Origin of the sequence: Solilutibacter pythonis (assembly GCF_003697345.1) — a bacterium.
Lineage (GTDB): Bacteria > Pseudomonadota > Gammaproteobacteria > Xanthomonadales > Xanthomonadaceae > Solilutibacter > Solilutibacter pythonis.
On the sequence record NZ_RFLY01000024.1, the window covers coordinates 1 to 26414 of the forward strand.

The 26414-nt window shown below is 65.1% G+C and carries 23 protein-coding genes and 1 rRNA gene; 15 read left to right on the forward strand and 9 right to left on the reverse strand.

Annotated features, from left to right (window positions below; all coding sequences use genetic code 11):
• Positions 1 to 238 precede the first annotated feature (238 nt).
• Positions 239 to 574 carry a hypothetical protein gene (locus EBB59_RS13575; protein WP_147455594.1) on the reverse strand — a complete coding sequence of 112 codons (336 nt, stop codon included), beginning with the start codon at positions 572 to 574 and terminating at the stop codon, positions 239 to 241.
• 234 nt (positions 575 to 808) lie between these two features.
• Between EBB59_RS13575 and EBB59_RS14100 the strand changes: the two genes are divergently transcribed.
• Both EBB59_RS14100 and EBB59_RS12495 read left to right on the forward strand, forming a co-directional pair.
• Positions 809 to 1165: a hypothetical protein gene (locus tag EBB59_RS14100; protein WP_211327751.1), complete on the forward strand. Its 357-nt coding sequence runs from the start codon at positions 809 to 811 to the stop codon at positions 1163 to 1165.
• Positions 1102 to 3033: a TonB-dependent receptor gene (locus EBB59_RS12495; protein WP_245979319.1), complete on the forward strand. Its 1932-nt coding sequence runs from the start codon at positions 1102 to 1104 to the stop codon at positions 3031 to 3033. The genes EBB59_RS14100 and EBB59_RS12495 overlap by 64 nt, the downstream gene beginning before the upstream one ends.
• Positions 3034 to 3208: 175 nt before the next feature.
• On the opposite strand, the gene EBB59_RS12500 is transcribed toward EBB59_RS12495, so the two are convergent.
• Positions 3209 to 4066 carry an AraC family transcriptional regulator gene (locus tag EBB59_RS12500; RefSeq protein ID WP_122102485.1) on the reverse strand — a complete coding sequence of 286 codons (858 nt, stop codon included), beginning with the start codon at positions 4064 to 4066 and terminating at the stop codon, positions 3209 to 3211.
• Between the two features lie 107 nt (positions 4067 to 4173).
• Here EBB59_RS12500 and EBB59_RS12505 point away from each other — a divergent pair, with 107 nt between their 5' ends.
• The 7 genes from EBB59_RS12505 to EBB59_RS12530 all read left to right on the forward strand — a co-directional run bounded on the left by EBB59_RS12505 (position 4174) and on the right by EBB59_RS12530 (position 10621).
• Complete coding sequence (locus tag EBB59_RS12505) at positions 4174 to 4707, forward strand: carboxymuconolactone decarboxylase family protein (protein ID WP_122102486.1); 534 nt, start codon at positions 4174 to 4176, stop codon at positions 4705 to 4707.
• Between the two features lie 13 nt (positions 4708 to 4720).
• Positions 4721 to 5158, forward strand: coding sequence for a DUF417 family protein (locus EBB59_RS12510; protein ID WP_122102487.1), 438 nt, complete (start codon positions 4721 to 4723; stop codon positions 5156 to 5158).
• Between the two features lie 44 nt (positions 5159 to 5202).
• On the forward strand, positions 5203 to 5604 hold the full coding sequence (locus tag EBB59_RS12515) for a thioredoxin family protein (RefSeq protein ID WP_211327752.1): 402 nt from the start codon (positions 5203 to 5205) through the stop codon (positions 5602 to 5604).
• A 554-nt stretch (positions 5605 to 6158) separates the two neighbouring features.
• Positions 6159 to 6884 carry a cytochrome c biogenesis CcdA family protein gene (locus EBB59_RS12520; protein ID WP_122102488.1) on the forward strand — a complete coding sequence of 242 codons (726 nt, stop codon included), beginning with the start codon at positions 6159 to 6161 and terminating at the stop codon, positions 6882 to 6884.
• Between the two features lie 588 nt (positions 6885 to 7472).
• Complete coding sequence (gene ettA, locus EBB59_RS12525; RefSeq protein ID WP_122102489.1) at positions 7473 to 9137, forward strand: energy-dependent translational throttle protein EttA; 1665 nt, start codon at positions 7473 to 7475, stop codon at positions 9135 to 9137.
• A 10-nt stretch (positions 9138 to 9147) separates the two neighbouring features.
• Positions 9148 to 9297: a hypothetical protein gene (locus EBB59_RS13920; RefSeq protein WP_158601807.1), complete on the forward strand. Its 150-nt coding sequence runs from the start codon at positions 9148 to 9150 to the stop codon at positions 9295 to 9297.
• Positions 9298 to 9304: 7 nt separating this feature from the next.
• Complete coding sequence (locus EBB59_RS12530) at positions 9305 to 10621, forward strand: NCS2 family permease (protein ID WP_122102490.1); 1317 nt, start codon at positions 9305 to 9307, stop codon at positions 10619 to 10621.
• A 3-nt stretch (positions 10622 to 10624) separates the two neighbouring features.
• Here EBB59_RS12530 and pncB read toward each other — a convergent pair whose 3' ends face one another.
• Positions 10625 to 11806 (reverse strand): nicotinate phosphoribosyltransferase, encoded by a 1182-nt coding sequence (gene pncB, locus EBB59_RS12535; protein WP_122102491.1) that lies wholly within the window; start codon positions 11804 to 11806, stop codon positions 10625 to 10627.
• Between the two features lie 67 nt (positions 11807 to 11873).
• On the opposite strand from pncB, the gene pyrF reads away from it, so the two are divergent.
• On the forward strand, positions 11874 to 12689 hold the full coding sequence (pyrF, locus tag EBB59_RS12540; protein ID WP_122102492.1) for an orotidine-5'-phosphate decarboxylase: 816 nt from the start codon (positions 11874 to 11876) through the stop codon (positions 12687 to 12689).
• A gap of 15 nt (positions 12690 to 12704) precedes the next feature.
• Here pyrF and EBB59_RS12545 read toward each other — a convergent pair whose 3' ends face one another.
• The 6 genes from EBB59_RS12545 to xerD form a co-directional block, all read right to left on the reverse strand.
• Positions 12705 to 13253: a hypothetical protein gene (locus EBB59_RS12545; protein WP_122102493.1), complete on the reverse strand. Its 549-nt coding sequence runs from the start codon at positions 13251 to 13253 to the stop codon at positions 12705 to 12707.
• A gap of 347 nt (positions 13254 to 13600) precedes the next feature.
• Positions 13601 to 14437 (reverse strand): glycosyltransferase family 2 protein, encoded by an 837-nt coding sequence (locus EBB59_RS12550; protein ID WP_122102494.1) that lies wholly within the window; start codon positions 14435 to 14437, stop codon positions 13601 to 13603.
• Positions 14434 to 15273: a glycosyltransferase gene (locus EBB59_RS12555; RefSeq protein ID WP_122102495.1), complete on the reverse strand. Its 840-nt coding sequence runs from the start codon at positions 15271 to 15273 to the stop codon at positions 14434 to 14436. The genes EBB59_RS12550 and EBB59_RS12555 overlap by 4 nt, the downstream gene beginning before the upstream one ends.
• 115 nt (positions 15274 to 15388) lie before the next feature.
• Positions 15389 to 19342 (reverse strand): phosphoribosylformylglycinamidine synthase, encoded by a 3954-nt coding sequence (gene purL, locus EBB59_RS12560; RefSeq protein WP_122102496.1) that lies wholly within the window; start codon positions 19340 to 19342, stop codon positions 15389 to 15391.
• A 96-nt stretch (positions 19343 to 19438) separates the two neighbouring features.
• A complete protein-coding gene (locus tag EBB59_RS12565; RefSeq protein ID WP_122102497.1) occupies positions 19439 to 20233 on the reverse strand; it encodes a DsbC family protein in 795 nt (264 codons plus the stop codon).
• A 94-nt stretch (positions 20234 to 20327) separates the two neighbouring features.
• Positions 20328 to 21284 carry a site-specific tyrosine recombinase XerD gene (xerD, locus tag EBB59_RS12570; protein ID WP_122102498.1) on the reverse strand — a complete coding sequence of 319 codons (957 nt, stop codon included), beginning with the start codon at positions 21282 to 21284 and terminating at the stop codon, positions 20328 to 20330.
• A 63-nt stretch (positions 21285 to 21347) separates the two neighbouring features.
• Here xerD and EBB59_RS12575 point away from each other — a divergent pair, with 63 nt between their 5' ends.
• The 5 genes from EBB59_RS12575 to EBB59_RS12595 form a co-directional block, all read left to right on the forward strand.
• Complete coding sequence (locus EBB59_RS12575) at positions 21348 to 21818, forward strand: RDD family protein (RefSeq protein ID WP_122102499.1); 471 nt, start codon at positions 21348 to 21350, stop codon at positions 21816 to 21818.
• A gap of 200 nt (positions 21819 to 22018) precedes the next feature.
• Complete coding sequence (locus EBB59_RS12580; RefSeq protein ID WP_158601808.1) at positions 22019 to 23476, forward strand: DNA polymerase Y family protein; 1458 nt, start codon at positions 22019 to 22021, stop codon at positions 23474 to 23476.
• Between the two features lie 78 nt (positions 23477 to 23554).
• Complete coding sequence (locus EBB59_RS12585) at positions 23555 to 25033, forward strand: glycosyltransferase family 39 protein (protein ID WP_122102501.1); 1479 nt, start codon at positions 23555 to 23557, stop codon at positions 25031 to 25033.
• Complete coding sequence (locus EBB59_RS12590) at positions 25030 to 26196, forward strand: phosphatase PAP2 family protein (protein WP_122102502.1); 1167 nt, start codon at positions 25030 to 25032, stop codon at positions 26194 to 26196. The genes EBB59_RS12585 and EBB59_RS12590 overlap by 4 nt, the downstream gene beginning before the upstream one ends.
• Before the next feature lie 52 nt (positions 26197 to 26248).
• A 16S ribosomal RNA gene (locus EBB59_RS12595) occupies positions 26249 to 26414 on the forward strand; the annotation flags it as partial.

Below are 26414 nucleotides of genomic sequence, written 5' to 3' on the forward strand. Positions count from 1 at the left end.
AAGGCCGGGCATACAACCTGGAGCAGCAGGCCGCGCGCGAGCGGGAGATAGCCGAGGCGTTGAACCGGCAGCAACAGCAAGCCGAAACCCCGCGCGGGCCGGTCATGAGAATGTGATTCACAGCAAAAAGGGAAGGGGGACAGGGGATGAAGGAAGCAGTCCCACGGGCGCAGCCGCCGAACGGCAAGGGAACAAGCGCCCCGCGCATTTTCTGACGTGCTCGTTGCGCAACAGCCAATCAAGCGTTGAATACCTGTGTACGGAACCATGCAAGCCATGAACGCAACGGGCAATGCGACGTGGACGACGGCCCTGGCTTCACCCCTGTGACCGCCACGTCCTTGAACATGGCAAAGCAACTTTTCACCGCCGCTTTATTCCCGACATGGCGCTTCCTGTTCATGCCTGGCGCGAACCCCACGAACCTGGCTTGCCTGGCCCAATCACCGGGCATGTCTCCGGTCGAGTTGTAACCGAACACCCGCCGGGTACGCGGGTCGATGACGGCCACCCGATACGACCAAGCTCGACGTGGCACGACGACACGGGTGATGTCGTCTTCCCAGCCCGCCATCGGACTATCCACGGCGAAATGGTGATGGCAAGCCGGTATCCGCCGTAATTGGCCGGCTGTACTGGCCGTCAGCGAGACGGTAAGCATCGAGCCAACGGATCAAATTTTAGGCGAGTTACAGATGAGAACAAATCTCATTAGATACAACGAAGTCCATACGCCCCTCATATCGCCAAGGTAGCAGACCTCCTCATGACCAATTCTCTGGCGGGCAGCCATCGACTCGGCCCCATCATGCTCATCATCACCGCGGCCGCGACGAGTTTACCGATAGCGACGACGGCCAATGCCGCCAGCCAAGACACCGAAGGCGCCCGATCCACCGCCGGTACGAACCCTTCCTCCCGCGCTCATGACCACGGCATGCCCAAGACTACAAAGACCGTACTGAGTACCGTCGTCGTCCAGGGCGGTCGGCTCAAGAACAACCTGGTAAGCCCGACGCGGCAAGTCACGGTGCTTGAACGCGAGGAGATCGAAGCGCTGAGAGCCGGCTCCAGCAACCTCGCGACCATGCGCCCCCCGGCATGGCCGACTCCAGCCGCACGATCACGGATTTCGGCCAGACACTTCGCGGACGCGGCGCGCTGATATTGGTGGATGGCATCCCGCTGAACACCAACCGGGATACGGCACGCAACCTGGCCGCGATCGACCCCAGCAACATCGAACGTATCGAAGTCCTGCGTGGCAGCAGCGCGATCTACGGCGCCAACGCCAGCGGCGGCATCATCTCGATCACCACCCGTCCCCCGGGTGGCCCCTCGGGCGCGGATACCACCATCACACTCGGTAGCCCGCTGACACGGCTGGACGAGGACGGGCTGAACGCAAACCTCCAGCAGCACTTCTCCGGCAGCTCAGGCCCGCTCGACTATGCACTCCACCTGGGAGCGCAGCGCATCGGCGGCAGCTACGACGCCCACGGACAACGCCTTGCCCCCGAGCCCAGCCAAGGCGATCTTTTTGATTCCAACGCTTACAGCGCAAGCGGCAAGCTGCGCTGGCGCATCAACGACCTGCAGCACATCGAATTGGGCGTCAGCCAATATCAGGCCAAACAGCACACCGGCTACGCCCCGGACCCATCCGTGGCGTGGCTGCCGGCCGGCTCCGCCACGGCGCGCGCGATTCGCGAGCTGCAACTTGAAAACCAGAACGCGCTGCGCAATACCCTGGTCAATTTGAGTTACCAGAATCTCGACTTGCTTGGCGGCACCCTGTCCACCCAAGCCTATTACCGCGACTACTTCACCCGTTTTCCGCCATTCGACGCGCGCGCCGTATCCACCCGCGGCGGCAATGTGGATCAGGTCAGCCAGAACAGCGAGGTCTGGGGCGGGCGTCTGTCCATCAGCACGCCGCTTGGCCCAGCCAAGGCGACCCAATTGCTGTGGGGTGCGGACTACAACCAGGAGCGCAGCGACATGCCACTAGACATATTCGACCCCGCGGCCTACGACCGCAGCGGCGGCTTGGTTTTCAACAAAACCGGCTCGTTGATCTATATGCCGCCCCTGACGACCCGCAGCGGCGGCCTTTTCGGACAACTTCGACACAGGTTCAACGAGCGATGGTCGATGGAGGGCGGGCTGCGCCATGAACGCGCCCGCGCCAGCTTCGACGGTTTTGTGCCCCTGTCGCAATCGAAGGTCGGCAACCCGGTCTCAGTCAATGGCGGCACGGTGAGTTACCGTGTCTGGTTGTTCAACATTGGTGTGGCTTACTCGCCGGTGGCAGGCCAGGAGTTCTACGCCTCGTTCAACCAGGGTTTTCAATTGCCCGACATCGGCGTGCAGATTCGCAACGCACGTCCCGGTTTCGACATCCACTCGTCCAACCTGGAAGCGGTCAAGACCAACAACCATGAAATCGGCTGGCGCGGCTCGTTCGGCAACACGCGGGCAAATCTTGCCCTGTTCCGCACGACCTCGGAGCTGGGGAACGTGCAGGTTTTCGAAAACGGGCTGGTCCTGACTCGCGCAAAAGAACATATCTCCGGCATCGAGGCTTCGGCGGATTATCTGAGCGACAGCGACATTTGGGGCGGCGGCGGCACTTTCACCTGGATCAGCGGACGCGAGCAGCTCCGGGGCGGCAGTAAATTCCAGAGCATGACGGGCTACCGCATCCCGCCTTTGAAACTCACCGCCCATATCCAGTACCGGCCCGTCCACCAGTGGAGCAATCGCCTGCAAGTCGCCTATTACGGCAGCCGCGACTACCGCCTCAACGGCCGGAGCGGTTTCGGGCGGCGCGACATCAACAGCTATACCACCGTCGACCTGATCAGCCGTTACCAGATCAATGAGAAGGACACGCTCAGCGTGGGTATCGAGAACCTGTTCAACCGTTATTACTATCCACTGTTCAGCCAGCTGATGCGCAGCGATGACAACACCAGCCGCCTGCCGGCAGCCGGTATCACGTTGACGGCCACGTACCAACGCCACTGGTAAACCGCCCAGCGGCGGATGTGCGCACCGGGCCAAAGCGGCACAAATCGAGACCATGCTGAGGCAGTTCGACTCACCGCCACCACCGATCTTCTCTCCGCCAGGACGGCCCCGGAACCATTGCGCCCGGCAATTGCATGCGCGCAAGCCGCCAGCGCTGTTTCAGCATGAATCGCATTCATGGCGCCCGCTTCATCACCCGATCATCGGCCTCAAGTTGCCGCCCCTTGAGCCAACGCCCCGGGCTCACTCCCAGCCTTCGCTCGAAGGCCCGGCTGAAGGTGGTACTTCCACTGTATCCCGCCCCCAATGCCACCTGCGAAATCGACTCCCCCGCCAGCAGCCGCTGGCAAGCTCGCGACAGCCGCCACTCGGTTAGATACCCCAAGGGCGAAAGCCCCGTCTGCGCTTGAAAATAGGCGGCAAAACGGGCGCGGGACATCCCCGCCTCCCGCGCCAATGTCGCAACCGTCCAGCCCTCTTCCGAACGTAGATGCATGGCCGCGATCGCACGGGCCAGCCGCGGATCGGACAAACCGGCCAGAATCCCCTCCTGGCAGAGCCTATGCTCCACCATATGGCGCAACAACAGGATCAATAAGACCTCCAACAACCGGGTCAGCACCGGCTCTTGAGCATAACGGGCGGTGAACGCCTCATCAAAGAGCAGGGTCAGCAGCGATGCCAAACAAGGTATCTCGCGCAGCGGAAGCACCAGCGCATCAGGCAATGCCAGTTGCAGCGGAGAGGTCGCCCCCGCTCCGAACGAGACGACGGCACACACCAGATCACAGCCACCCAATTGAGATGGTTCCATCCTGTGAGGGTGCCCTCCCGGAAAAAGAATCAGCGTCGGCTCGGCCAGCAAGCGCGACTCGGCTCCCTCTTGATGAAGAGTCAGTTCACCGCTGCGTAGTACATGCAGATAGCCACCCGCCGGATAATCGCGACTATGGGAGTACTGGCACAGGTTGCCGGCAAAGAAGAGCTGGGCGCGAGGAGGGATATGCGCCAGGAGAATCGAGAGAGGGTCCATATTTGAGACGAATGGTGGCCATTTAAAGACTCTGGGCGACGATCTATACCATCAATCACGGCAAACTGCTCTCGTTCCTTCATGACATAGATAGCAGGAGTACGGCCATGAGCCGCATTGAACCCGTATTCAGCCCCGCTGCCGTCGTCGCCCCCGGATTTGCCGCCATGCAGCGCAATCTCGGCATGGCGCCCAACCTCTACGCGACCCTGGCCCACCCACCGGCGCCGTTCGACGGCTTTCTAGCCTCCACCAGCGCCCTTGGCAAAGGACGGCTGACCGCCCGTCAACGCAAGCTGCCGGCATTGGCCATCGGCCAGGCCAACAACTGCCAATACTGCCTGTCCGCTCACACCTTGCTGGCCGGCAAAGCGGACTACACGCTAGAAGCCATTCAGGCAACCCGCCAGGGGAATGCATCGGATCCCCTCGATCATGCTTTGCTGCAACTAGCGGTCGCACTGGTCGACCAGCGGGGCGTCATCAGCGACGAACAGCTTGCCAACACCCATGGCGCCGGGTTGGATGACGAGCTGGTGCTCGAGGTATTGGGCCAGGTGGCGATCAATACCCTGACCAACTACGGCAACCATCTGGCAGCCACCGAGATCGATTTCCCGGCCATTCCCTTGATTCATTAAGCACGGCACCCGTATGCAACGATATGACAAAGGCTTTCTAGTCGCCCTGGGCGGCGTGGTGCTGACCCTACTCTGGATCGGTGTGTTCAAGTTCACTCCAACCGAGGCGGCAGCCATTCGCCCCATGGTGGCGAGCCATCCCCTGATGAACTGGCTCCATGGCCTCTTTTCGGAGCAAGGGGTATCCAATCTAATCGGGACGGTCGAGTTAGTGATCGCCGTCGGGCTGGTGGTCGGGCTCTGGCGACCTCGTATCGGTTATTGGAGCAGTTGGGGAGCCATCGCCACCTTCCTGGTGACTCTCAGCTTCCTGCTGACCATGCCGGGGGCCTGGAAAGTGGTCGACGGCATGCCCGTCACCAATTTCTTCCTTCTCAAGGACCTGGTGTTCCTCGGCGTGGTCTGGCACTACCGGAATCAGTGCAAGGCAACACTCGCGAGCAATAGATAGACACCCCATTCAAACATATCCTGAACATGACTACGGAGAAATCCATGACCTTCTCGGACATCTCAAGAACTTTCAAAATCGTCATCGCGGCGTCCCTCATGGCAATCAGCACATGGGCATCCGCTCTCGAAATCAAGCCTTTCAGCCCGGACGCCTTTGCCGAAATCCAGCAACAAGGCAAGCCCGTGGCCGTGCACTTCCATGCCAACTGGTGCCCTACCTGCATCCGCCAGGCCAAATCACTCAACGGCCTAAAAACCGATCCTCAACTGCAAAACATGACAGTACTGGTAGCCGACTACGACCAGGAAAAAGATCTCAGAAAAAACATGAAAGTGCGCTCTCAATCGATCATCGTAGTATTCAAGGGCACACAGGAGATCACGCGAGTGAATGGAAAAACCCGAGCGGACGACATCAAGGCCGAACTCGTCAAGGCAATGTGAGACGCGCACCTCCGTACACATGGCCCACCCGGGGCGCGTCATGAAACCCCACGCAAACTGTCGATTCAATTCAACATCCCCAGCCACTGCGACGAGCGAAGGCCGCACTTGAATGATTATTTTCAAATACTTCCCTCGGGGGACTCATAGCACGCCCCAACCCAACCGCAACGAACATAATCTCGAAGAGCCCGATACGAGAGCCAAATCACCAGATATTCCGCCATCTCTCGTGTTTATCGTCTCGGGTGGCGCAAAACTCGCAGGCTTGGCACTCGGGGTCATGGCATTTCAGCGCCGAGGGTATCCGCCATGGTTCACGCCCCTCATTCGGGGGGCGGAGGTAACCGCAGAAATCGGGCCGCTCGCCAGCCGCCATCAGAGCCGGTTTGGCCTTGACCTCGAGGATGCTTGCCGCTGTCGCAACACACGCACGCCATGCCGAATGAAGCGCTTACCCTCGCGCCACCGACAACGCGCGCCATGATCGGGTGTGAATATATTTTCGAACCGCTCAGGCCCGGTATTCGCCCTGGCCAGGCCGGAGGACAACAATGATCACATTCACCGAACTCGGGCTGGCTTGGTTGGCGGGCAGTTTGACGACACTTAACCCCTGCGTCTTTCCCCTATTGCCCTTGGTACTGGGAGGAACCTTGCAGGCCAACCGCTGGGCGCCCATGGCCATGGGCGCCGGCATGGTAAGCATGTTCGCCATGCTCGGGCTGCTGGTTGGCATGGCGGGCGACGCGTTGGGTATCGACCAGGATCTGATCCGCACGGCGGGCGCATGGCTGTTGATCAGTTTCGGTCTGGTGATGCTGGTACCCGTCATGAATGAATGGTTTACTCGCCTCATTACCCCGCTGGCCAATGGCGCCCATGGAGCCACCATGCGGCTGGATGGCGGGTCACTGCACGGCGCATTCGCCACGGGCGGTTTATTGGGCATGGTATGGAGCCCTTGTTCAGGCCCCATGTTGGCCAGCGCATTGGCCGTAGTAGCGACGGAGGGAGGCGCAACACGGGGAACGCTCATCCTGGGCATGTTCGGCTTCGGTGCGGCTTCGGTCCTGGTAGCCGTGGCGTATGCCTCACGCCAGGGAATTGGCAAGGCACGCGGATGGGTGCTCAGTCATATGCATCGCGTGAAGAAAATATTCGGACTAATGGTGCTGCTGGTCGGCATTGCCATTTTGAGTGGTTTCGACAAGTGGCTGGAAGCCCAGCTGATACACGTACTGCCCCAAGGCTGGATAGACTTGACCACTCAATTCTGAGCAGTTACCCGTAACTGGTACGGCACCGACCGGCGCGCGGGCGGTCAATGTCCTGATGCGCTGTATCCGCTTCTAGCGAAGCGGACGACGACCTTGGTTTCCTCTTTGCGATGAAACCCTCGCGGCAACGCTGGTCGAATTGGTCGATGAATGGTTTCTCCCGCCATCCACGGGGTTGAGGACACCGGGTGCATCAAGCTGAAATGCGACTGCACGCCCCGGGTCGTGCGCCACATCGAACCGATTGCCATGCAAGTCGCCGCATCGGCCCATAAAACTGTTCATGGGCCGCGATGGATTTATCACGCCAGCCACATTGACCTGGGCGGCCGCGCCCCCTCGGCCGGTTGGCGGTACCGCCAGCATCGCGCGTCATGCCGTCCACTTCGAACAGCACAGGCCGCGCCACACCACACGCGCCTTCCGCGCCAAAGCGCCATGGCGAATACGCACCGAGGAAATGACGATACCGCCCCCGACGACCGGGCCATCCAGGCGGCATCGCTTATAATTGCCGGCTCGACTCCGGCGCCCAGGCGCCGACACACCGGCCCGGCGCGCGCCATCCCATCGATCGGAAGCTACTCCATGTCCTCGCAATACATCTACACCATGAACCGGGTGTCCAAGGTGGTGCCGCCGAAGCGGCAGATCATCAAGGACATCTCGCTGTCCTTTTTCCCCGGCGCCAAGATCGGCCTGCTCGGCCTGAACGGCGCGGGCAAATCGACCGTGCTCAAGATCATGGCGGGCGTGGATACCGATTTCGAAGGCGAGGCCCGCCCGCAGTCCGGCATCAAGGTGGGCTACCTGCCGCAGGAGCCGCAGCTCGACCCGGAGCAGACCGTGCGCGAAGCGGTCGAGGAAGGCGTCGGCGAAGTGCTACAGGCCCAGGCCGCGCTGGACAAAGTGTATGCCGCCTATGCCGAAGAGGGCGCCGACTTCGACGCCCTGGCGAAGGAACAGGAGCGGCTGGAGGCGATCCTCGCCGCCGGCGACGCCCACACGTTGGAAAACCAGTTGGAAGTGGCCGCCGACGCCCTGCGCCTGCCGCCGTGGGACGCCAGGATCGGCAAGCTCTCCGGCGGCGAAAAACGCCGCGTGGCGCTGTGCCGCCTGCTGTTGCAGAAGCCCGACATGCTGCTGCTGGACGAACCGACCAACCACCTCGACGCCGAATCGGTCGAATGGCTGGAACAATTCCTCGCCCGTTACACCGGCACGGTGGTCGCCGTGACCCACGACCGCTACTTCCTCGACAACGCGGCGGAGTGGATTCTCGAACTCGATCGCGGCCGTGGCATTCCGTGGAAGGGCAACTACACCGAATGGCTGGTGCAGAAGGACGAGCGCCTGAAGCAGGAGGAAAGCCAGGAAAAGGCCCGCCAGAAAGCGATCCAGAAAGAACTGGAATGGTCGCGGCAGAACGCCAAGGGTGGCCGCTCCAAGGGCAAGGCGCGTCTCGCCCGCCTGGAAGAGCTGCAATCGCAGGACTACCAGAAGCGCAACGAGACCAACGAAATCTTCATCCCGCCGGGCGAGCGCCTGGGCAATTCGGTGATCGAGTTCAAGAACGTCTCGAAGAAATTCGGCGACCGCCTGCTCATCGACAACCTCTCGATGATCGTGCCACCGGGCGCGATCGTCGGCATCATCGGCCCCAACGGCGCGGGTAAATCGACACTGTTCAAGATGATCACCGGGCAGGAAAAGCCGGATTCGGGCGAGATCGCGATCGGCCCGACGGTGCAGTTGTCCTACGTGGATCAGAGCCGCGAGAAGCTGGAAGGCAACCACAACGTCTTCCAGGAAATCTCCGGCGGCCTGGACATCCTCAACATCAACGGCGTGGAAATCCAGTCGCGCGCCTACATCGGCCGCTTCAACTTCAAGGGCCAGGACCAGCAAAAACTGGTCGGTACGCTGTCCGGCGGCGAGCGCGGCCGCCTGCACATGGCCAAGACGCTGTTGCAGGGCGGCAACGTGCTGCTGCTGGACGAACCCTCCAACGACCTCGACATCGAAACCCTACGCGCGCTGGAAGACGCCCTGCTGGAATTCCCCGGCAACACCTTCGTGATTTCCCACGACCGCTGGTTCCTCGACCGCATCGCCACGCACATCCTCGCCTTCGAGGGCGACAGCCACGTGGAATTCTTCCAGGGCAATTATCGCGAGTACGAGGAAGACAAGAAGCGCCGCATGGGTGATGACGCCGCGCCCAAGCGGCTGCGCTTCAAGGCTCTGAAATAAGCGCCCCGCCATGACCTTACCGCACCAGGACGACAGCGCCGGCCTCGATCGCGCGGGCGGCCTGGCGCGCGGCATGCCCGATGCGATGCGCGAAGCGGCGGCGACACGGTTCGAACGCGCCGCGATCGTGACGCCCGGCAAACCGATCATCGTCAGCTGACCCCGCCATGTCCCTCGCCGAACGCCTGTTCAAGCTGCGCCAGCACGGCAGCGATGCCCGCACCGAGATTCTGGCCGGGCTGACCACCTTCCTCACGATGTCCTACATCGTGTTCGTCAACCCGGACATCCTCTCCACCACCGGCATGGATGCCGGCGCGGTATTCGTGGCGACCTGCCTCGCCGCCGCCATCGGCTCGCTGATCATGGCGTTCGCCGCCAATTTCCCGGTCGGCATGGCGCCGGGCATGGGGTTGAACGCCTTCTTCGCCTTCAGCGTGGTCGGCACCTCGGGCCTGCCGTGGCAGCAGGCGCTGGCGGCGGTGTTCATCTCCGGGTTGATGTTCCTGGCACTGTCCTTGACCGGCGTGCGCGCATGGCTGGTGGCGGGCATCCCGGCCTCGCTGCGTTCGGCGATCGTCGCCGGCATCGGGTTGTTCCTCGCCATCATCGCCTTGCAGAAATCGCAGGTGATCGTGGACAACGCCGACACGCTGGTGACGCTCGGCCACCTGAATCACGCCCCGCCCCTGCTGGCGCTGGGCGGCTTTCTGCTGATCGCGATACTGGAGGCGCGCAAGGTGCGCGGCGCGATCCTGATCGGCATCCTGGCGGTGACGGCGGCGGCTTGGCTCTTGGGCGAAATCAAGTACCAGGGCATCGTCTCGCTGCCGCCCAGCCTCTCGCCCACCCTGCTGCGACTCGACCTGCCCGGCCTGCTGCACCACGATGGCGGCGCGCCGCTGGCCGTGCTCTTGCAGGTGGTGCTGGTCTTCGTGCTGGTGGAGGTCTTCGATGCCACCGGCGTGCTCTACGGCGTGGCCAGCCGCGCCGGGCTGATGAAGCTGGCTGACGGCAAGCGCCGTTTCGGCCGCGCGCTCCTGGCCGACAGCGGCGCGATCATCGCCGGCTCGCTGCTCGGCACCAGCAGCACCACCGCCTATGCCGAAAGCGCCAGCGGCGTGCAGGCCGGCGGCCGCACCGGCCTGACCGCGCTGGTGGTGGCGCTGCTATTTCTTGCCGCCCTGCTGTTGTCGCCGCTGGCGATGATGGTGCCGAGCTACGCGGTGGCCCCGGCGCTGCTGTTCGTCGCCGGGCTGATGCTGCGCGAGCTGGTGGACGTGGAGTGGAACGACATCACCGAATCGGTGCCGGCGGCGCTGTGCGCGCTGGCCATGCCATTCACTTATTCCATCGCCAACGGTCTGGCCTTCGGTTTCATCGCCTACGCGGTGTTGAAGGCCGGTACCGGCCGTTGGCGCGAGGTACACCCGGCGGTGTGGCTGGTGGCGGCGCTGTTCGTGCTGCGTTATGCGCTGGCCTGAGGCTTAGCCGGCCCGCGACGGCGGCAGCCCGAACACCTGGCGCAGATAACGCAGATACCCTTCGTCGTCACTCATGCCCTTGCCCGGCGTGTCGCTGATCTTGGCCACCGGCTGGCCGTTGCAGCGGATCATCTTCAGCACGATGGACAATGGCTTGGGGCCAAGGTCGTTGGTGAGATGGGTGCCGACGCCGAAAGCCGGCCTCACCCGGCCCTTGAAGTGATCGTACAGACGCAGCACCGCCGGGATGTCGAGGCCATCGCTGAACACCAGCGTCTTGGTCCTGGGGTCGACGCGAAAGCGCTCAAGGTGGGCGATGACCCGCTCGCCCCAGACCACCGGGTCGCCGGAATCGTGGCGCATACCGTCGAACAGCTTGCAGAAGTAAAGATCGAAATCTCGCAGGAAGGCATCCAGCCCCACGACGTCCGACAGCGCGATGCCCAGATCGCCGCGATATTCCTGCGCCCAGGCCTCGAACGCCGCCTTCTGCGAATCCACCAGCCGCGGTCCCAGCGCCTGATGCGCCTGCAACCATTCGTGCGCCATCGTGCCGTGCGGGGTCAGGCCGTGGCGCAGCGCCAGCATCACGTTGCTGGTGCCGACGAACCGGGGGCCGAGAATGTCCGCCGCCAACGGCGCCAGCCGCTCGTGCCAGGCGCGCGAATAGCGCCGGCGAGTACCGAAATCGGTGAGGGTGCAATCGTCGTAGCCGGACCGCTTGAGCAGCGCCAGCTTGTCGCGCAGGCGGCGTTCGCCCTCGGCGAAATCGGCTGGCCCGGCATGGCGCATCCAGACCTCGCTGACGATGGCGAGGATCGGCACCTCGAACAGGATGGTGTGCAGCCACGGCCCATCGATGGTCAGCTCGATCTCGCCGGCCACCGTGCGCGAAGGCTCAAGCCGAACGTGGCGGCGCTGCAACCGGAACAATTCCAGAAAATCGACGAAATCCGGCTTGACGTAGCGCAGGCCGCGCAGGTAATCGAGCTCATCGGTACTGAAGCGCAGCGTGCAGAGGTGGTCGATTTGGCTGGAAATCTCGTCGAGATGACGGGCCAGATCGACTCCCGGCGTGCGGCATTTGAAGCGGTATTCGGCCTGTGCGCCGGGATAGCGGTGCAACACCGCCTGCATCATCGAGAACTTGTACAGGTCGGTATCGAGCAACGATTGGATGATCATGCGCACAAGCTTAGCGCCACGGCCGCATGGGCTGGCAGAATGTGCGGCTCTGATCCGGGAGCCCGTCATGTCCTTCATCGACCGCCTGCGCGCACGCTGGCACACCGCCGACAGCCTGCTTTGCGTCGGTCTCGACCCCGACCCGGCGCGCCTGCCGGAACGCTTCGCCAACGATGAGGACGCCCTGTTCGCCTTCTGCCGCGACATCGCCGACGCCACCGCCGGATTCGCCTGCGCCTTCAAGCCTCAAATCGCCTATTTCGCCGCGCACGACGGTGGCGAATCCGCGCTGCAACGGCTGATCGCACACCTCAACGCCATCCATCCCGACATCCCGGTGATCCTCGACGGCAAGCGCGGCGACATCGGCAGCACGGCGGCGCAATACGCGGTGGAAGCGTTCGATCGCTTCGGCGCCGACGCGGTCACGCTCAACCCCTACATGGGGTTCGATTCGGCCGAGCCTTTCCTGCAACGCGACGGTCGCGGCGCGATCTTCCTCTGCCACACCAGCAACCCCGGCGCGCGCGACTTTCAAGAACTCATGATCGATGGTGCACCGCTGTACCAGCATGTGGCCCGAACCATCGCGGAGAAGTGGAACGGCGCCGGCAACTGCGCGCTGGTGGTCGGGGCAACCTTTCCGGAGGAGTTGAAGGTGATTCGCGGCATCGTCGGCGACATGCCGCTCTTGATTCCCGGCGTCGGCGCGCAGGGCGGCGATGTCGCGGCGGTGGTAAAAAACGGCAAGACCGCCGATGGCACGGGCCTGGTGATCAACTCCTCGCGCGGGATTCTGTACGCCTCTTCCGGCGAAGATTTCGCCGAGGCCGCCGCGGATGCGGCACGCGAATTGCGTGACGACATCAATCGTTGGCGCTGAGACCGCCAATGGCGTTCAACGCATGGCCATCACCATCAACACGATGATCGCCGCAACCGTGACAAGTGCAATCGCCAAGTTGAAGTATGCGAACCCAAGCAGGCCACGCAACAAGCTCTTCCAACGCGGGTAGTCCCGGAAACACCGCACCAGCGAAAACAGGTTGTATCCAACGGCCACCAGAAATGACCACTGCCGGATTCCCGGCCACATGCGCTGCAATGGCGCCGACAGCGACCACAGCACGAAGGTTTGCGTTGTGAGAAACGATACGATCACCAGCCACTCCGGGTAATTGATTTCCCTGAATCGACGGAAAGCCCATTTGAATCCCAATGCCTCAACCGGCAGCGACATCAGGGTGAACAGCGCAAAGTGCTGATCCATCCATGTCTTGGCGGCGGCAAAGGCATTGGCCACGATGGTCGTATCGATCCCAGCCCTCATCGCGCATGCGGGCTCCAGCGTCGCGCCCTGCATCGCGTATGCCGACGATACCTCGGAGCCCATCACGTCGCCATCCAGAAAGCGCTTGCTCAACACCACGCACAAGGCCGCCGTCATGGATCAACAGCAACGGCCTGACGTGCCGCGCGCGTTTTCCCTCGATGTAATCGCGGATGAAATGTCCGGCCTCAGCGTCAGCCCATTGAGCGTGTGAAGGATGCCACGATCCTTCATTCAACACGCTGAGCTCCAACTCGTGGCCGAGGAAATGCCAATCGATGCGACGCGCAGGGGTCGGCTGGCCGCAGGCCGGGCAGTATTTCCATTCCGGCACGTCGATGGCTCGCCCGCAGTCGGCATAGTGACGGGGCTCAAGCATTCGACAATTCCTCTTAAACGAGCAGCAAGCTGTGGGCGCATCCCCGCGATGGATGCGAGTGCGGGTGTTCCCCGCGCCCAGTCCGTTACATGGCGCTCAATCGGCGCAGCAGCACCAGCGGAAACCGCCCCCAGATCATCGCCCACACCGCCGTTTGCATAAGCAGACCATGCCGGCCGGCGTCGAACTTGTGGAAATAACGCCACAGCCCGCGATGCTTGTGCCATTCCACGAACCCGGGGTTGCCGCGCGAGGACACGCCGCGCACGTGCAACACCTCGACGTCGTTGGCGATGGCCACGCGGCCACCGGCCATCCGCGCGCGCCGGCACAGGTCGAGGTCTTCGGCATGCAGGCGATAGTCTTGGTCGAAGCCGCCGATGCGCTCGAACAATGCGCGTGGCAGCAGCATCAACGCGCCGGAAACCGCATCGACTTCCTGCACCGGCTTCGATACATCACGCGGCACCGAGAGGTCGCGCGCGGCGCTGGAACGCAACATGGCGGCGAAATCGGGATCGCGGCGGCGCGCGGCGGGATCGCATGCGCCATCCTCGCCGCGCAGTTCGGCGCCGAGCAGCGCATCGCCAAGCGCCGCCGACGCCGCGCGCAAACGCGCCAGCGTGTCGGCCTCCACCATCAGGTCGGGATTGACGAACGCCAGCCACGGCGCGCGCGAATCCGCCGCGCCCTGGTTGCAGGCGACGGCGAAGCCCGGGTTGTCGGGATTGGCGATAAAGCGCACGCGCGAGTCGGCCAGCGCGTGGCGCTGCACGATCTCCATCGTGCCGTCGCTGGAGCCGTTATCGATGACACGGATTTCGGCCACGCCGTCGGCCGCGCGCAGGCGCGCCAGGCACGCGTCGATGGTGGATGCGCTCTGGTAACCGACCACCACGGCCACGATCGCGCGCGCGCTCACGCGAACAGATCGTCTTGCGGCGAAGCGCTGGCGGCTTCGGCGTAGCACGCGGCCAGCTCGGCGCGGGCCGTCCGCAACGGGTCCTGCATCAGGAAGCGCGCCAGCCGTGGCCGATAGTCCGGCCAGCGCGCGGCGATCACGTCGAGATCGTCATCGCCATAAAGCGGCTCGTGGTCGCGGGCGACGAAAACGGTCTCGCACAGTACGTTGCGCCAGCCCATCGCCGCGAGCCGCAGCGAATAATCGGTCAGCGCCGCCGCCCAGCTTTCGAAGCTCTCGCCATCGAGCTTGCCGATGCGCACACGCGGCGCGCCGCGCAGCAGCACCGCGTGGGTACCGGCGGTCGGCAACTCGTGGTGCAGGGCCGGCATGCGCGCGGCGGCATGCGCGATCCGGCCTGGCTCGGCCGGCGCCGGGCGCACCTCGCCGATATTCGGCCAGGCCACGCATTCGCCGGCATTGCTCCACGGCGTGGCGGTGGCGATGGTGGCATCGCGCGCGAGGCAGGCGGCCAATTGCGACAGCCAGCCCGGCGCGGGGCGCGCGTCGGGCGCCAGTACGGCGATGTCGAGATCGCCGCAGGCGTGTATCCCCTCGGCCAGATGACGCGCCTCGCCAACCGGCTGCTGGCGGCGGGTGTACTCGGCCTCCAGGCGCGTACTTTCCAGCCAGTGCTCGATGATGGCCAGGCCGCGCGGCCCGGCCTGGGCGTCATCGAGCAGCCAGACCCGGGTTCCCGCCGGGGTGCCGCGATCGAGCGCGGCGAGGCAGGCGTCCAGCGCGGCATCGTCGGTGCCGATGGGCAACAGGACGATGGGCAACGCGGATGCGGTCATTCGCTCGGGATCGGGAAACGATGCGGCACTTTAGCCGAGCCGCCGTCGCGATGGCGCAAACGCGCGTGGTCCGCCCATCCGCGTCACCAACGCGTGGATGCGCACGCGCGGCGCCTCACCCCACCCACACCCGCGCGTTCTGGAACATCCGCGCCCAGGGCGAGGCGTCATTCCATTCCGCCGGATGCCAGCTGAAGTGGGCGGCGGTGAGCGTGCGCTCGGGATGCGGCATCAGGATCGTCACCCGGCCATCGTCGCTGGCGACGCCGGCGATGCCCTCGGGCGAGCCGTTCGGGTTGGCCGGATAGCGCGTGGCGATGCGCCCCTCGCCATCGACGTAACGCGCCGCCACCGCCACCGAGCTCTGGTCGATGGCATTGGCGAAGCGCATGCGGCCCTCGCCATGCGCCACCACCACCGGGAGGCGGGAGCCGCCCATGCCGCGCAGGAAGATAGAAGCCGACTCGCCCACCGCCACCTGCGCCAGCCGCGCTTCGTACTGCTCGCTGGCGTTGCGCAGGAGTTCCGGCCAATGCGCCGCGCCGGGAATGATCGCCTTGAGCTGCGAGAGCATCTGGCAACCGTTGCAGACGCCCAACGAAAAAGTGTTTTCGCGCGAGAAGAAGGCGGCGAATCGCTCGCGCAGCGCCGGGCGCTCCAGGATCGAAGTGGCCCAGCCACGGCCGGCGCCGAGTACGTCACCGTAGCTGAAGCCGCCGCAGGCGGCCAGCCCGACGAACGTATCCAGCTTGGCGTGGCCTTCGATCAGGTCGCTCATGTGGACGTCGAACGCGTCGAAACCGGCACGCATGAAAGCGGCCGCCATCTCGATCTGGCCGTTGACGCCCTGTTCGCGCAGGATCGCCACCCGCGGCCTCGCGCCGGTGGCGACGAAGGGGGCGGCGATGTCCTCGCCGGGGTCGAACGCAAGCTTCGGGTTCAAGCCGATGGCCTCGAAATCGCGCGCCGATTCGCGCTCCTGGTCGGCGCTTTCGGGGTTGTCGCGCAGGCGCTGCATGGCATGGCTGACCGCCCACCAGGCATCGAACAGATCACGCCAATGCCATTCGGCCAACACCTCGCCATCGCAGAGCACGCGCATGTCCTCGGCGGTATGCGGGCGGGCGATGCGCTGGGCGCATTCGATCAGGCCGTGCTCGGCGATCAGGTCGGCGAACTCGGCACGATCTTCGCCGCGGATCTGCACCACCGCGCCCAATTCCTCGGTGAACAACACTTCGAAGATGTCGTCGTCGTGGTTGTCGGCCCAGCCATCGAGCGTGATGTCGAGACCGAGGTGCGAGGCGAACGCCATTTCCGCCAATGTGGCGAAGACGCCGCCATCGGAACGGTCATGGTAGGCCAACAGCAGACCGGCCTCGCGCGCGTCGCGGATCAGTTCGAAGAAGCCGCGCAAACGTTGCGGATCGTCGATGTCCGGCGCTTCACCGGCGAAGGACTGGTAGCACTGGGCGAGGATCGAGCCCCCCATGCGGCGCTTGCCGGCGCCAAGACCGATCAACCACAACTCGGTGTCTTCCTCGCGCGCGAGCAGCGGGGTGAGCTGCTGGCGCACGTCCGCCACCGGCGCGAAGGCGGTCACGATCAACGACACTGGCGACACCGACTTGAAGCTCTGGCCTTCGCTCTCGCCGCTCTCGCCTTGGCACCCGCTTTCGCTCTGGCTTTCGCTGCTCCCCGGCCCCCGCACCTGCCACTGCGCCTGCATCGACAGCGAATCCTTGCCGACCGGGATGGCGAGATCGAGCGCCGGGCACAGTTCCATGCCCACCGCCTCCACCGCGTCGAAGAGCTTGACATCCTCCCCCTCATGGCCGGTGGCGGCCATCCAGTTGGCGGAAAGCTTGATGCGATCAAGCGACTCCACCGGCGCGGCGCACAGGTTGGTGATGGCCTCGCCCACCGCCATCCGCGCGGCGGCGGCGGCGTCGATCAACGCCAGCGGCGTGCGTTCGCCGACCGCCATCGCTTCGCCGGTGAACCCTTCGTAGCCGGCCAAGGTGATCGCGCAATCGGCGACCGGCAATTGCCACGGGCCCACCATCTGGTCGCGCGCGGTCAAGCCGCCGACGCTGCGGTCGCCGATCGTCACCAGGAAGGACTTGGCGGCGACGGTCGGATGCGACAGCACGCGCAGGCCGGCCTCGTGCAGATCCACGGCGTCGGTATCCAGCTCCGGCCAGCACGTCGCCGCGGGGTGGCGGGTGTCGCGATGCATCTTGGGCGGCTTGCCGAACAGCAGGTCCATCGGCAGGTCGATGGGGTGCCGGGACTCGGCACTCGACACTCGGCACTCGACACTCGCGCCGTAACCAACGACGAGTTGCTCCTCTTCGGTGGCGAAACCGACCACCGCGAACGGGCAGCGCTCACGCTCGCACAACGCGGCGAACTCGTCGATGCGCTCGGCGGCGATGCCGAGCACGTAGCGCTCCTGCGATTCGTTGCACCAGAGCTGCATCGGCGAAAGCGAAGGGTCGTCGCTCGGCACGCGGGCCAGGTCAATCACGCCGCCAACGCCTGAATCGTGCAGCAATTCGGGGATCGCGTTCGACAAACCACCCGCGCCGACATCGTGAATCGAGCGGATCGGGTTTTTCTCGGCCAACGCCACGCAGGCGTCGATCACTTCCTGCGCGCGCCGCTCCATTTCCGGGTTGTCGCGCTGCACGCTGGCGAAATCCAGATGTTCCGCGCTGTCGCCGGAAGCCACCGAGCTTGCCGCGCCGCCGCCCAGACCGATCAGCATGGCGGGGCCCCCCAGCACGATCACCGCGTCGCCCGGGGCCAGCCGGCACTTCTCCACCAGCGGCGGGTCGATGGCGCCGAGGCCGCCGGCCAGCATGATCGGCTTGTCGTAGGCGCGCACCAGCGCATCGCCCTCGGCGATCTCGAAGCTGCGGAAGTAGCCGGCGAGATTGGGCCGGCCGAATTCGTTGTTGAACGCGGCGGCGCCGATCGGCCCTTCGATCATGATCTCGAAAGCCGAAGCCATGCGCGGGTTGAGCGGACGCGGCGCTTCCCACGGTCGCGGCAACGTCGGGATACGCAGGTGCGAGACCGAGAAACCGGCAAGCCCGGCCTTGGGCTTGCCGCCACGGCCGGTCGCGCCCTCGTCGCGGATTTCGCCGCCGGCGCCGGTGGACGCGCCAGGAAACGGCGAGATCGCGGTCGGATGATTATGGGTTTCCACCTTGATAGCGAATGCGGAATCGCGCTGCGGCTGCAACGTATACGCGCGCGCGTCGCCCTCGGCACGCAGGCGGCGGCCAGGATAGCCCGCCACCACCGCGGCGTTGTCGCTGTAGGCCGAGAGCGTGTGTTCGGGCGTCTTCGCATGGGTGTTCTTGATCATGCGGAACAGCGAACGCGCCTGCTCCACGCCATCGACCGTCCAATCGGCATTGAATATCTTGTGCCGGCAGTGCTCGGAATTGGCCTGCGCGAACATCATCAATTCGATATCGTGCGGGTCGCGGCCCAGCTCGCCGTAGCGTGTTTCGAGGTATTCGATTTCGTCATCGGCCAGCGCCAGGCCAAGCCGGCGGTTGGCCTCGGCCAGCGCCGCGCGCGGGATCACTTCCAACTCGCCGCGTTCGGGCGTGGCGAACAGCCCGCGCGCATCGGCGACATCGTCCAGCAGCGACTGCGTCATCGGGTCGTGCAACAGGCGCGCCAAGCCGCGCGCGGTGGCGGCATCGGCCGGCCAGCCTTCGATATCCAGCCTGAGCCCGCGCTCGACGCGCCGGACCGGCAGGCCGGCCCCGCGCAGCAATTCGCCGGCCTTGCTGGCCCAGGGCGAAATGGTGCCGAGCCGGGGCGAAACGAACTTCGAGACCGCGCCTTCCGCGCGCGGCGCGATCACGGCGCCGGCTTGTAGGATGCGCCCTAGCCGGTCGAGGTCGGGCGATTGCCCAGCCTCCGGCTCCACCCAGTAGGTGAAGCGGGTATCGACGAGGCGGACGGCGGGGTGGAGGTCGCGAAGGCGGGCTTCAAGCCGCTCGCGGCGGAACGGCGACAGGGCGGGCTGCCCTTCGAGCACGATCATGCGCGGAAAACCGTGGGTTTACGGGGCGCATATTGTAGGCGGTATCCCCGCCGGCTGCCGGATGGCAGGCCGCCGGGGCCACCGAGCGAAGGTGGACTATTGCCCCGCCAGCACCGTATCCAGCCACTGCTTGAGTTGGGCCGGAGACAAGTAACCGGGCGCGGCGACGCCATTCTCGGCGATGATCATCGGCGTGCCCTGCAAGCCGACGCGCCGGCCCAGATTCCAGTGCGCCATGACCGGGTTGTTGCACCGCGTGGCCTGGGGCTTCTTGCCGTTCTTGGAATCGGTCAGCGCCTTGTTGCGGTCGTTCGAGCACCAGACCGCTTCCATGATGCGGAAATCCTCGCTGGCCGGGCCCATGCGCGGAAAGGCCAGGTATTCCACCGCGATGCCGAGCTTGTTGTATTCGGCGATGTCGTTGTGCAGCTTGCGACAATAGCCGCATTCGACGTCGGTGAACACGCTGACGGTGTAGCGGGGATTGGCCGGCGCGAAGACGATACGTTCGGACTTCGGCACCTCGGCCAGCAGGCGCTTGCGCAGGTTGGCCAGAGTGGCATCGCTGAGGTCCTTCTGCTGCCGCAGGTCGTAGAGGCTGCCCTGCAACAGGTATTGGCCATCGTCGCTTACGTAGAGGGTCTGGCCACCGACCACCAGCTCGCGGAAGCCCGGCAACGGCGCGGCGGCTACGTGCTCGACCCGCACCTGGGGATTGAGTTTGCGCACCGCCTCGATCGCACGGGCGTCGGCACTGCCCGCCTTGGGCGCGGGCGCGGCGGCGGCGGCGGGCGCGGCGGCTGCCTGCTTCGGCGTCGCCGGGGCGTCGTTCTGCGCGCAGGCCAGCATGCTCAGGCTGCCGAGGGTGGCGACGAGGGCGGCTTTCTTCATGAGGTGTCCTTGGGGCATGGGGCGGGTTCGGTTCAAGTCAACGGCCGGCCATTCTCGCACGCGCCCCGCGCCGTCGATGGAAGGGCGCATCGGCTCAGGCACGCGGATGATGCAGGGCGTGCAGCCGCTTGAGCTTTTCCTTCGCCACCAGCGTGTAGATCTGGGTGGTCGAGAGCGAGCTGTGCCCAAGCAGCAATTGCAGGGCGCGCAGGTCGGCGCCGTGATTCAGCAAGTGAGTGGCGAAGCTGTGGCGCAGCACATGCGGGCTGATCTTCTCCTGCGGGATGCCGGCCACCACGGCGTGCGTCTTGATCCGCCGCCAGCATTGCTGGCGACTGACCGGGCCGCCACTGGTGTTGACGAACAGCGGCGCGCTGCCCGCCTTGCCGATGACCAGCGCACCCCGAGCCTCGTCCAGGTAACGCCGCAACCAATGCTGCGCTTCCTCGCCAATCGGGACCAACCGCTCCTTGCCGCCCTTGCCACTGACCCGCAGCACGCCCTGGCGCAGGTTGACCCCGGTCGCCGGCAGGTCGCACAGCTCACTGACGCGCAGGCCGGCGGCGTACATCAGCTCCAGCATGGCGCGTTCGCGCAGGCCGGCCGGGGTGGTCGTATCCGGCGCCGCCAACAACGCTTCGATCTGGCTTTCGCCGAGCGCCTTGGGCAGGCCGCGCGGCTGTCGCGGCGGCGCCAATAATGCCGATGGATCATCCTCGCGCAGGCCTTGGCGGCGCATCCAGCCGTACAGGGCGCGCAAGGCCGAGAGCAGACGGGCGTTGGAGCGGGCGTTGTAGCCGTGCTCGCCGCGCCAGCGCAGGTAGGCGAACACATCGGCGGCATCGCTTTTCAGCAAGGCGCCCTCGGCATGATGGCGCCAGCGGGCGAAGCCGGCAAGGTCACGGCGGTAACTGTCCAGGCTGGCGCGGGCCAGGCCCAGTTCGGCCCAGGTGGCATCGAGGAACTGCTCGATCAAGCGTTCGTCGGCGACCGGCAGGGCGGGCTGCCGGCACATCAACTGGCGGCGTTCGGCGGGAGTCATCCGGGACATCGCCTCACTCTAGGGCCACCGCGCGCTGGCTCCAAGCGCCGGCCCAGCCGGTATCCTTGCGCGATGGTTCCATCGCCCCCTCCCGCCCATCGTCCGTTGATCGGCTGGCGTTTCCTCGCCCTGCTCTACGATTTCTTCCCGATGCTGGGCATCTGGTTCGTGATCGCCGCCCTATCGCTGGGTCTGCACGGCGGCGTGGAAATCCGCAGCGACACCCTGGCCGGGATGCTCGAATTCATCGCCCTGCTCGCCATCACCGGCCTGTACGCCACCGCCAGTTGGCGCCGCGGCGGCCAGACCATCGGCATGAAGCCATGGCGACTGTACGTGGTCACGCCAGCCGGCGACACCGCCCCATTCGGCCGGCTGTGGCGGCGCTACCTCGCCGGCGTGCTGTCTTTTTCCTGCGCCGGCCTGGGATTCTGGTGGGCATGGCTGGATCGCGACGGGCTGACGTGGCATGACCGGCTGAGCGGCACGCGGATGATTCGCGATTTCCAGCGCGACGCCCTGCGGGAAGCACGGAAACGGTAACCCCACCTTCGCACTGGCTCGCTTGCATGTCCCAGCCCCGGTGCGACCTGCATGATGCCCAATGCGAAACCCGGCCTTCGGTCCGCGACGTCGAATCGCCGGCACCGACGACCTCCCCCCGGATTTAGTCGAATCGTGAAGTTCGCAAGGCCCGCCGAGACCGGCCCGGCCGATACTGTCCGCCCCTGCGGGACCCGATGATGACCCTGCGCTGCCTGTTCATCGATTTCAATTCCTACTTCGCCTCGGTGGAACAGGAGGACGTCCCGTCCCTGCGCGGCCGTCCCGTGGTGGTGGCCCCGGTCATGGCCGCCACCACCTGCTGCATCGCCGCCAGCTACGAAGCCAAGGCTTATGGCATCAAAACCGGCACCCCCGTGTGGGAGGCAATGGAGAAATGCCCCGGCATCGCGGTGGTGCCGGCGCGACCGGGACGCTATGTCGAAATGCACCACCGGCTGATGGACGCCATCGCCGAGTGCATTCCGCACGGCAAGGCCGAATCCATCGACGAGGTGCCATGCTGGCTGATCGGCCGCGAGCGCCGGCGCGACAACGCCATCGCCATCGCCAAAGCCGTCAAGCGCCGAATTGGCGAAGAGTTCGCGGCCATCCGCTGCTCGATCGGCATCGCCCCCAACAAATTCCTCGCCAAGACCGCCTCCGACATGCAGAAGCCCGACGGCCTCGTCGTACTGGAGCAAGCCGACTTGCCCGGCGCGCTGCACGCGCTGTCGCTGCGCGAGTTCTGCGGTATCGGCCCATCGATGCACACCCGGCTGCTGGCCGGCGGCATCGAAAGTGTCGAACAGCTATGCGCCGCCCCCAAGGAGCGGCTACGCGCGATCTGGGGCGGCGTGGAAGGCGAACGCTTCTGGATGCAACTGCACGGCTTCGAACTGCCCGAGCGCAGGACGGTGAAAAACTCGATTGGCCACTCGCACGTACTCGACCCGGCACTGCGCAATTTCGAAGCGATGCGCTCGGTCCTGTTCAAGCTGCTGGCGAAGGTGGCCATGAAGCTACGACGCGAGGGCTACGTCGCGCGCGGCATGCAACTGCACGTCCGCTTCGTCGGGCTGGAGCAACGCTACAGCCGCGAAACCGGCTTCGAATCGCTATCCGACACCTCCACGCTGCTGCACCTGCTGACTGGCCTCCTCGTCCCGTTACAAACGGCGCGCGAAACCGGACGCTGGCAGGAACGGCGCCACCCGCCGCTGTCGGTGGCGGTGACGCTGACCCAGATCGCCAAAGCCGCGCAGGAAAGCCGCGAACTGCTGCCCGAGCGTCACCGCGCCCGCCAGGTGAGCGAAGCACTCGACCGCATCAACCGCAAGTTCGGCCACAACGCACTGTTCTTCGGCACGATGAAGACCGCGCTGGAGCACGATGCCGCGCCGATGCGCATCCCCTTCTCCACCATTCCCAAGCCCGAAACCGAGGACGAGCGCCTCCACCGCCCCCGGGCCGGCGACGAACTGATGCACCTGCGCGAGCGCCAATACAAGGCGCTGGCCGAATCCGCCCACCGCGAATCACGCAAACGCCAGCAGGGCGAGGTATCACCGCGCGCCGGCGCCGCCGGCTGGGGCTGCCGCGCGAAACCCGCGCACGAAACCGCCCTCGGCCAGACCCTGCCGCTGTTCCCACCCTGACCGGAATCGCCACCGGCCGGCTGCAACATTTCTGGCATATTGCCCGCCTAGGCTGGGTCGTCTCCTCCGGAGCGCTCCGTGCCCAGTCTGGTTCTTGATCCGCCCGCCGCCGCCGCCACTCCGCACTACCGCCTGTGGCGCCCCCTGTTGGCGATGGCCACCGTGGTGTTCGCCTATCGCCTCGGTTGGCTGCTGAGCCACGATTACAGCCTGTTCGTCGACGAGGCCCAATACTGGCAATGGGCACGGCACCCGGCCTTCGGCTATTACTCCAAGCCGCCGCTGGTAGCCTGGCTGATCGCCGCGAGCACCGCATTGCTCGGCAATGCCGAATGGGCCGTGCGACTGCCCGCGCTGCTGGCCTGGCCGGTGACCGGCGTGCTCGTTGGCCTTCTGGCCGCGCGACTCGGCGGCCAACGCGCCGGCCTCGCCAGCGCCGCGCTATTCATGACGATGCCGGGTCAAGCACTGTCGGGCTGGGTCGTCTCGCCCGACGCCTTCCTGCTGCTGGCCTGGGCCGGCGCACTGCTGGCCCTCCACGGCGCACTGCGCGGCAAGGCCGGCATCGGCCCCTGGCTGGCGCTCGGCCTCGCGCTCGGCCTCGGTGCGCTCGCCAAGTATTCGATGCTGATGTTCCTGCCCGGCCTGTTCTGGGTGCTGGCGGGGCCGGCGCATCGCCATCATTGGCGTAAGGCCGGGCCCTGGCTGGCGTTGGCACTGCTGCTGGCCTGCCTCGCCCCCAATCTGTGGTGGAACCTGCAATCCGGTTTCGAGACCGTGCGCCACACCGCGGAGCTTGCGCGAACCTCCGAATCGGGCTGGCTGCATCCCCAGCACCTCGCCGAGTTCCTCGCCGCGCAGTGGCTGATCTTTGGCCTGCTCGCCTTTCCTTTGCTACTGCCCCGGCTGCGCGATGGCGACGACGCCACCCGCTTCCTTCGCCCTTTCATCCTCCACTATCTGCTGGCGATGACCCTGCTGGCGTTCTTCGCCAACGCCAACCCCAACTGGGCGGCCGCGACCTATGTCGCCGCCAGCGTACTGCTCGGCCAATGGCTTGCCAGGCCGGAGCGGCGACGCTGGCTGGCAGCCAGCCTGGCACTCAACCTGCTGCTCGGCTTGGCGGTGATGCATTACCGCGACATCGCTGGTTGGACGGGCATCGACATCCCCAAGCGCGACTTGCATAGCCGAGTCGATGGCTGGCGGGAGCTCGGCCAGACACTGCAACCGATATTCGAACGCGAAGGCAGCCCACCGGTACTAGCCGCCGATCGACATCTCCTCTCGCAACTCGGCTACTACCTGCGACCAGCGCCCTGGCCGGTCGCCGCACTCGATCTGGACGGACGGATCTCGCACCAGTACGAACTCGATACCGCACGCCAAGGACTCCCGGCACGAGCGATCTGGGTGGCCCCCGCCGATACGCCTTTACCCAGTGAACTCAGCCTCCATTACCAGGAACTCCTCGAACTGGGCGAAACCGGCGATCCACGCGGCCTGCGCCGGCTACGCCTGGTTCTGGTCTCCGGCCTACGCGAAGGACAGCCATGACCCCACTCACGACCGATACCCCGGCATACCGCCTGCGCAGCGCCTGGCTGGGGCTGCTGATACTCGCCATCATCGCCACTCTGCCGTTCTGGATCAGCGATCTCGACCTCGCCGCCGCCCGGGTTTTCCACGACCCGACATCGGCGCGCACCCCGTGGCCACTGGCGCAACACCCGCTGTTCGTCTTCCTTTACCGGCTCGGCTCGGGGCTGTCATGGCTGGCGCTGGGCTTCGCCGCAAGCACCTTTCTCATCCCCCGCCTTCGCCCCCATACCGGCCTTCGTCAGATGGCGCTGATCCTGCTATGCAGTGTCGCACTAGGCCCCGGCCTGCTGGTCAACGGCATCGGCAAGGATTTCACCGGCCGCCCACGCCCGCGCCACGTCGAGGCGCTGGGCGGCAACAGCGATTACCGCCCGCCACTGCAACTGGGCACCCCGGGCGTCGGCAAATCGTTTCCCTGCGGGCATTGCTCGGTCGGCTTTACGGTGGGAAGCGCCGGCTTCGCCCTGGCGCAGGCTCGCCCCCTACTCGGGGGCGGCATCGTATTGTTCTCGTTCCTGCTCGGCAGCGCCATCGGCATTGCGCGCATGGCCGCGGGCGCGCACTTTCTTTCCGATGTGCTCTGGGCCGCCGTTCTAAGCTGGGCCGCGGGTTTACTGGTGACCGGCCACATGATGCGCAACACAGCAAGCACGACAGTCAGCGCGTGGCCGCCATGGCTCCGCATCGCCGCTCCCACCGTGCTTGTGATCGGCGTGGCCACCGGCCTGCTGTTCGCACGCCCCTTTCATACCGACGTGCATGCCGCCCCCGAAACCGAAGCCGGATATTACCGCCTGACTCTCGATGCCGCCGACCTGCGCATCCAGGTCGATCCAGCCCTGCCCACGCCACTCATCCTGAGCGGAGAACTGAAGGGCTTCGGATTTCCCAATGTGGATACCCGGCAAACCGCACAAATACACACGAACGAATGGCATTACCAGCTGGAACTTTCGGGCTGGCCTCGCGAAATCGAAGCCCCGTTGCTACTGCGGGTGCGACCGGAAATCCTCCCACGCCTCGATATACAAGTGGGACGGAAAGAAAAACAGTCCTGGCCCATGCCTCCCATCGCCTACTGGCAGAAAACCAATTCAAGTCCGCACGGCACCGAATAGCGGTTGGGTTGGGTTGGGCAAAGCATTGATTGGCTTTGGCTGGTCGAAAATTTAAGTGAAGAGTTTGATCCTGGCTCAGAGTGAACGCTGACGGCAGGCCTAACACATGCAAGTCGAACGGCAGCACAAGGGAGCTTGCTCCCTGGGTGGCGAGTGGCGGACGGGTGAGGAATACGTCGGAATCTGCCTATTTGTGGGGGATAACGTAGGGAAACTTA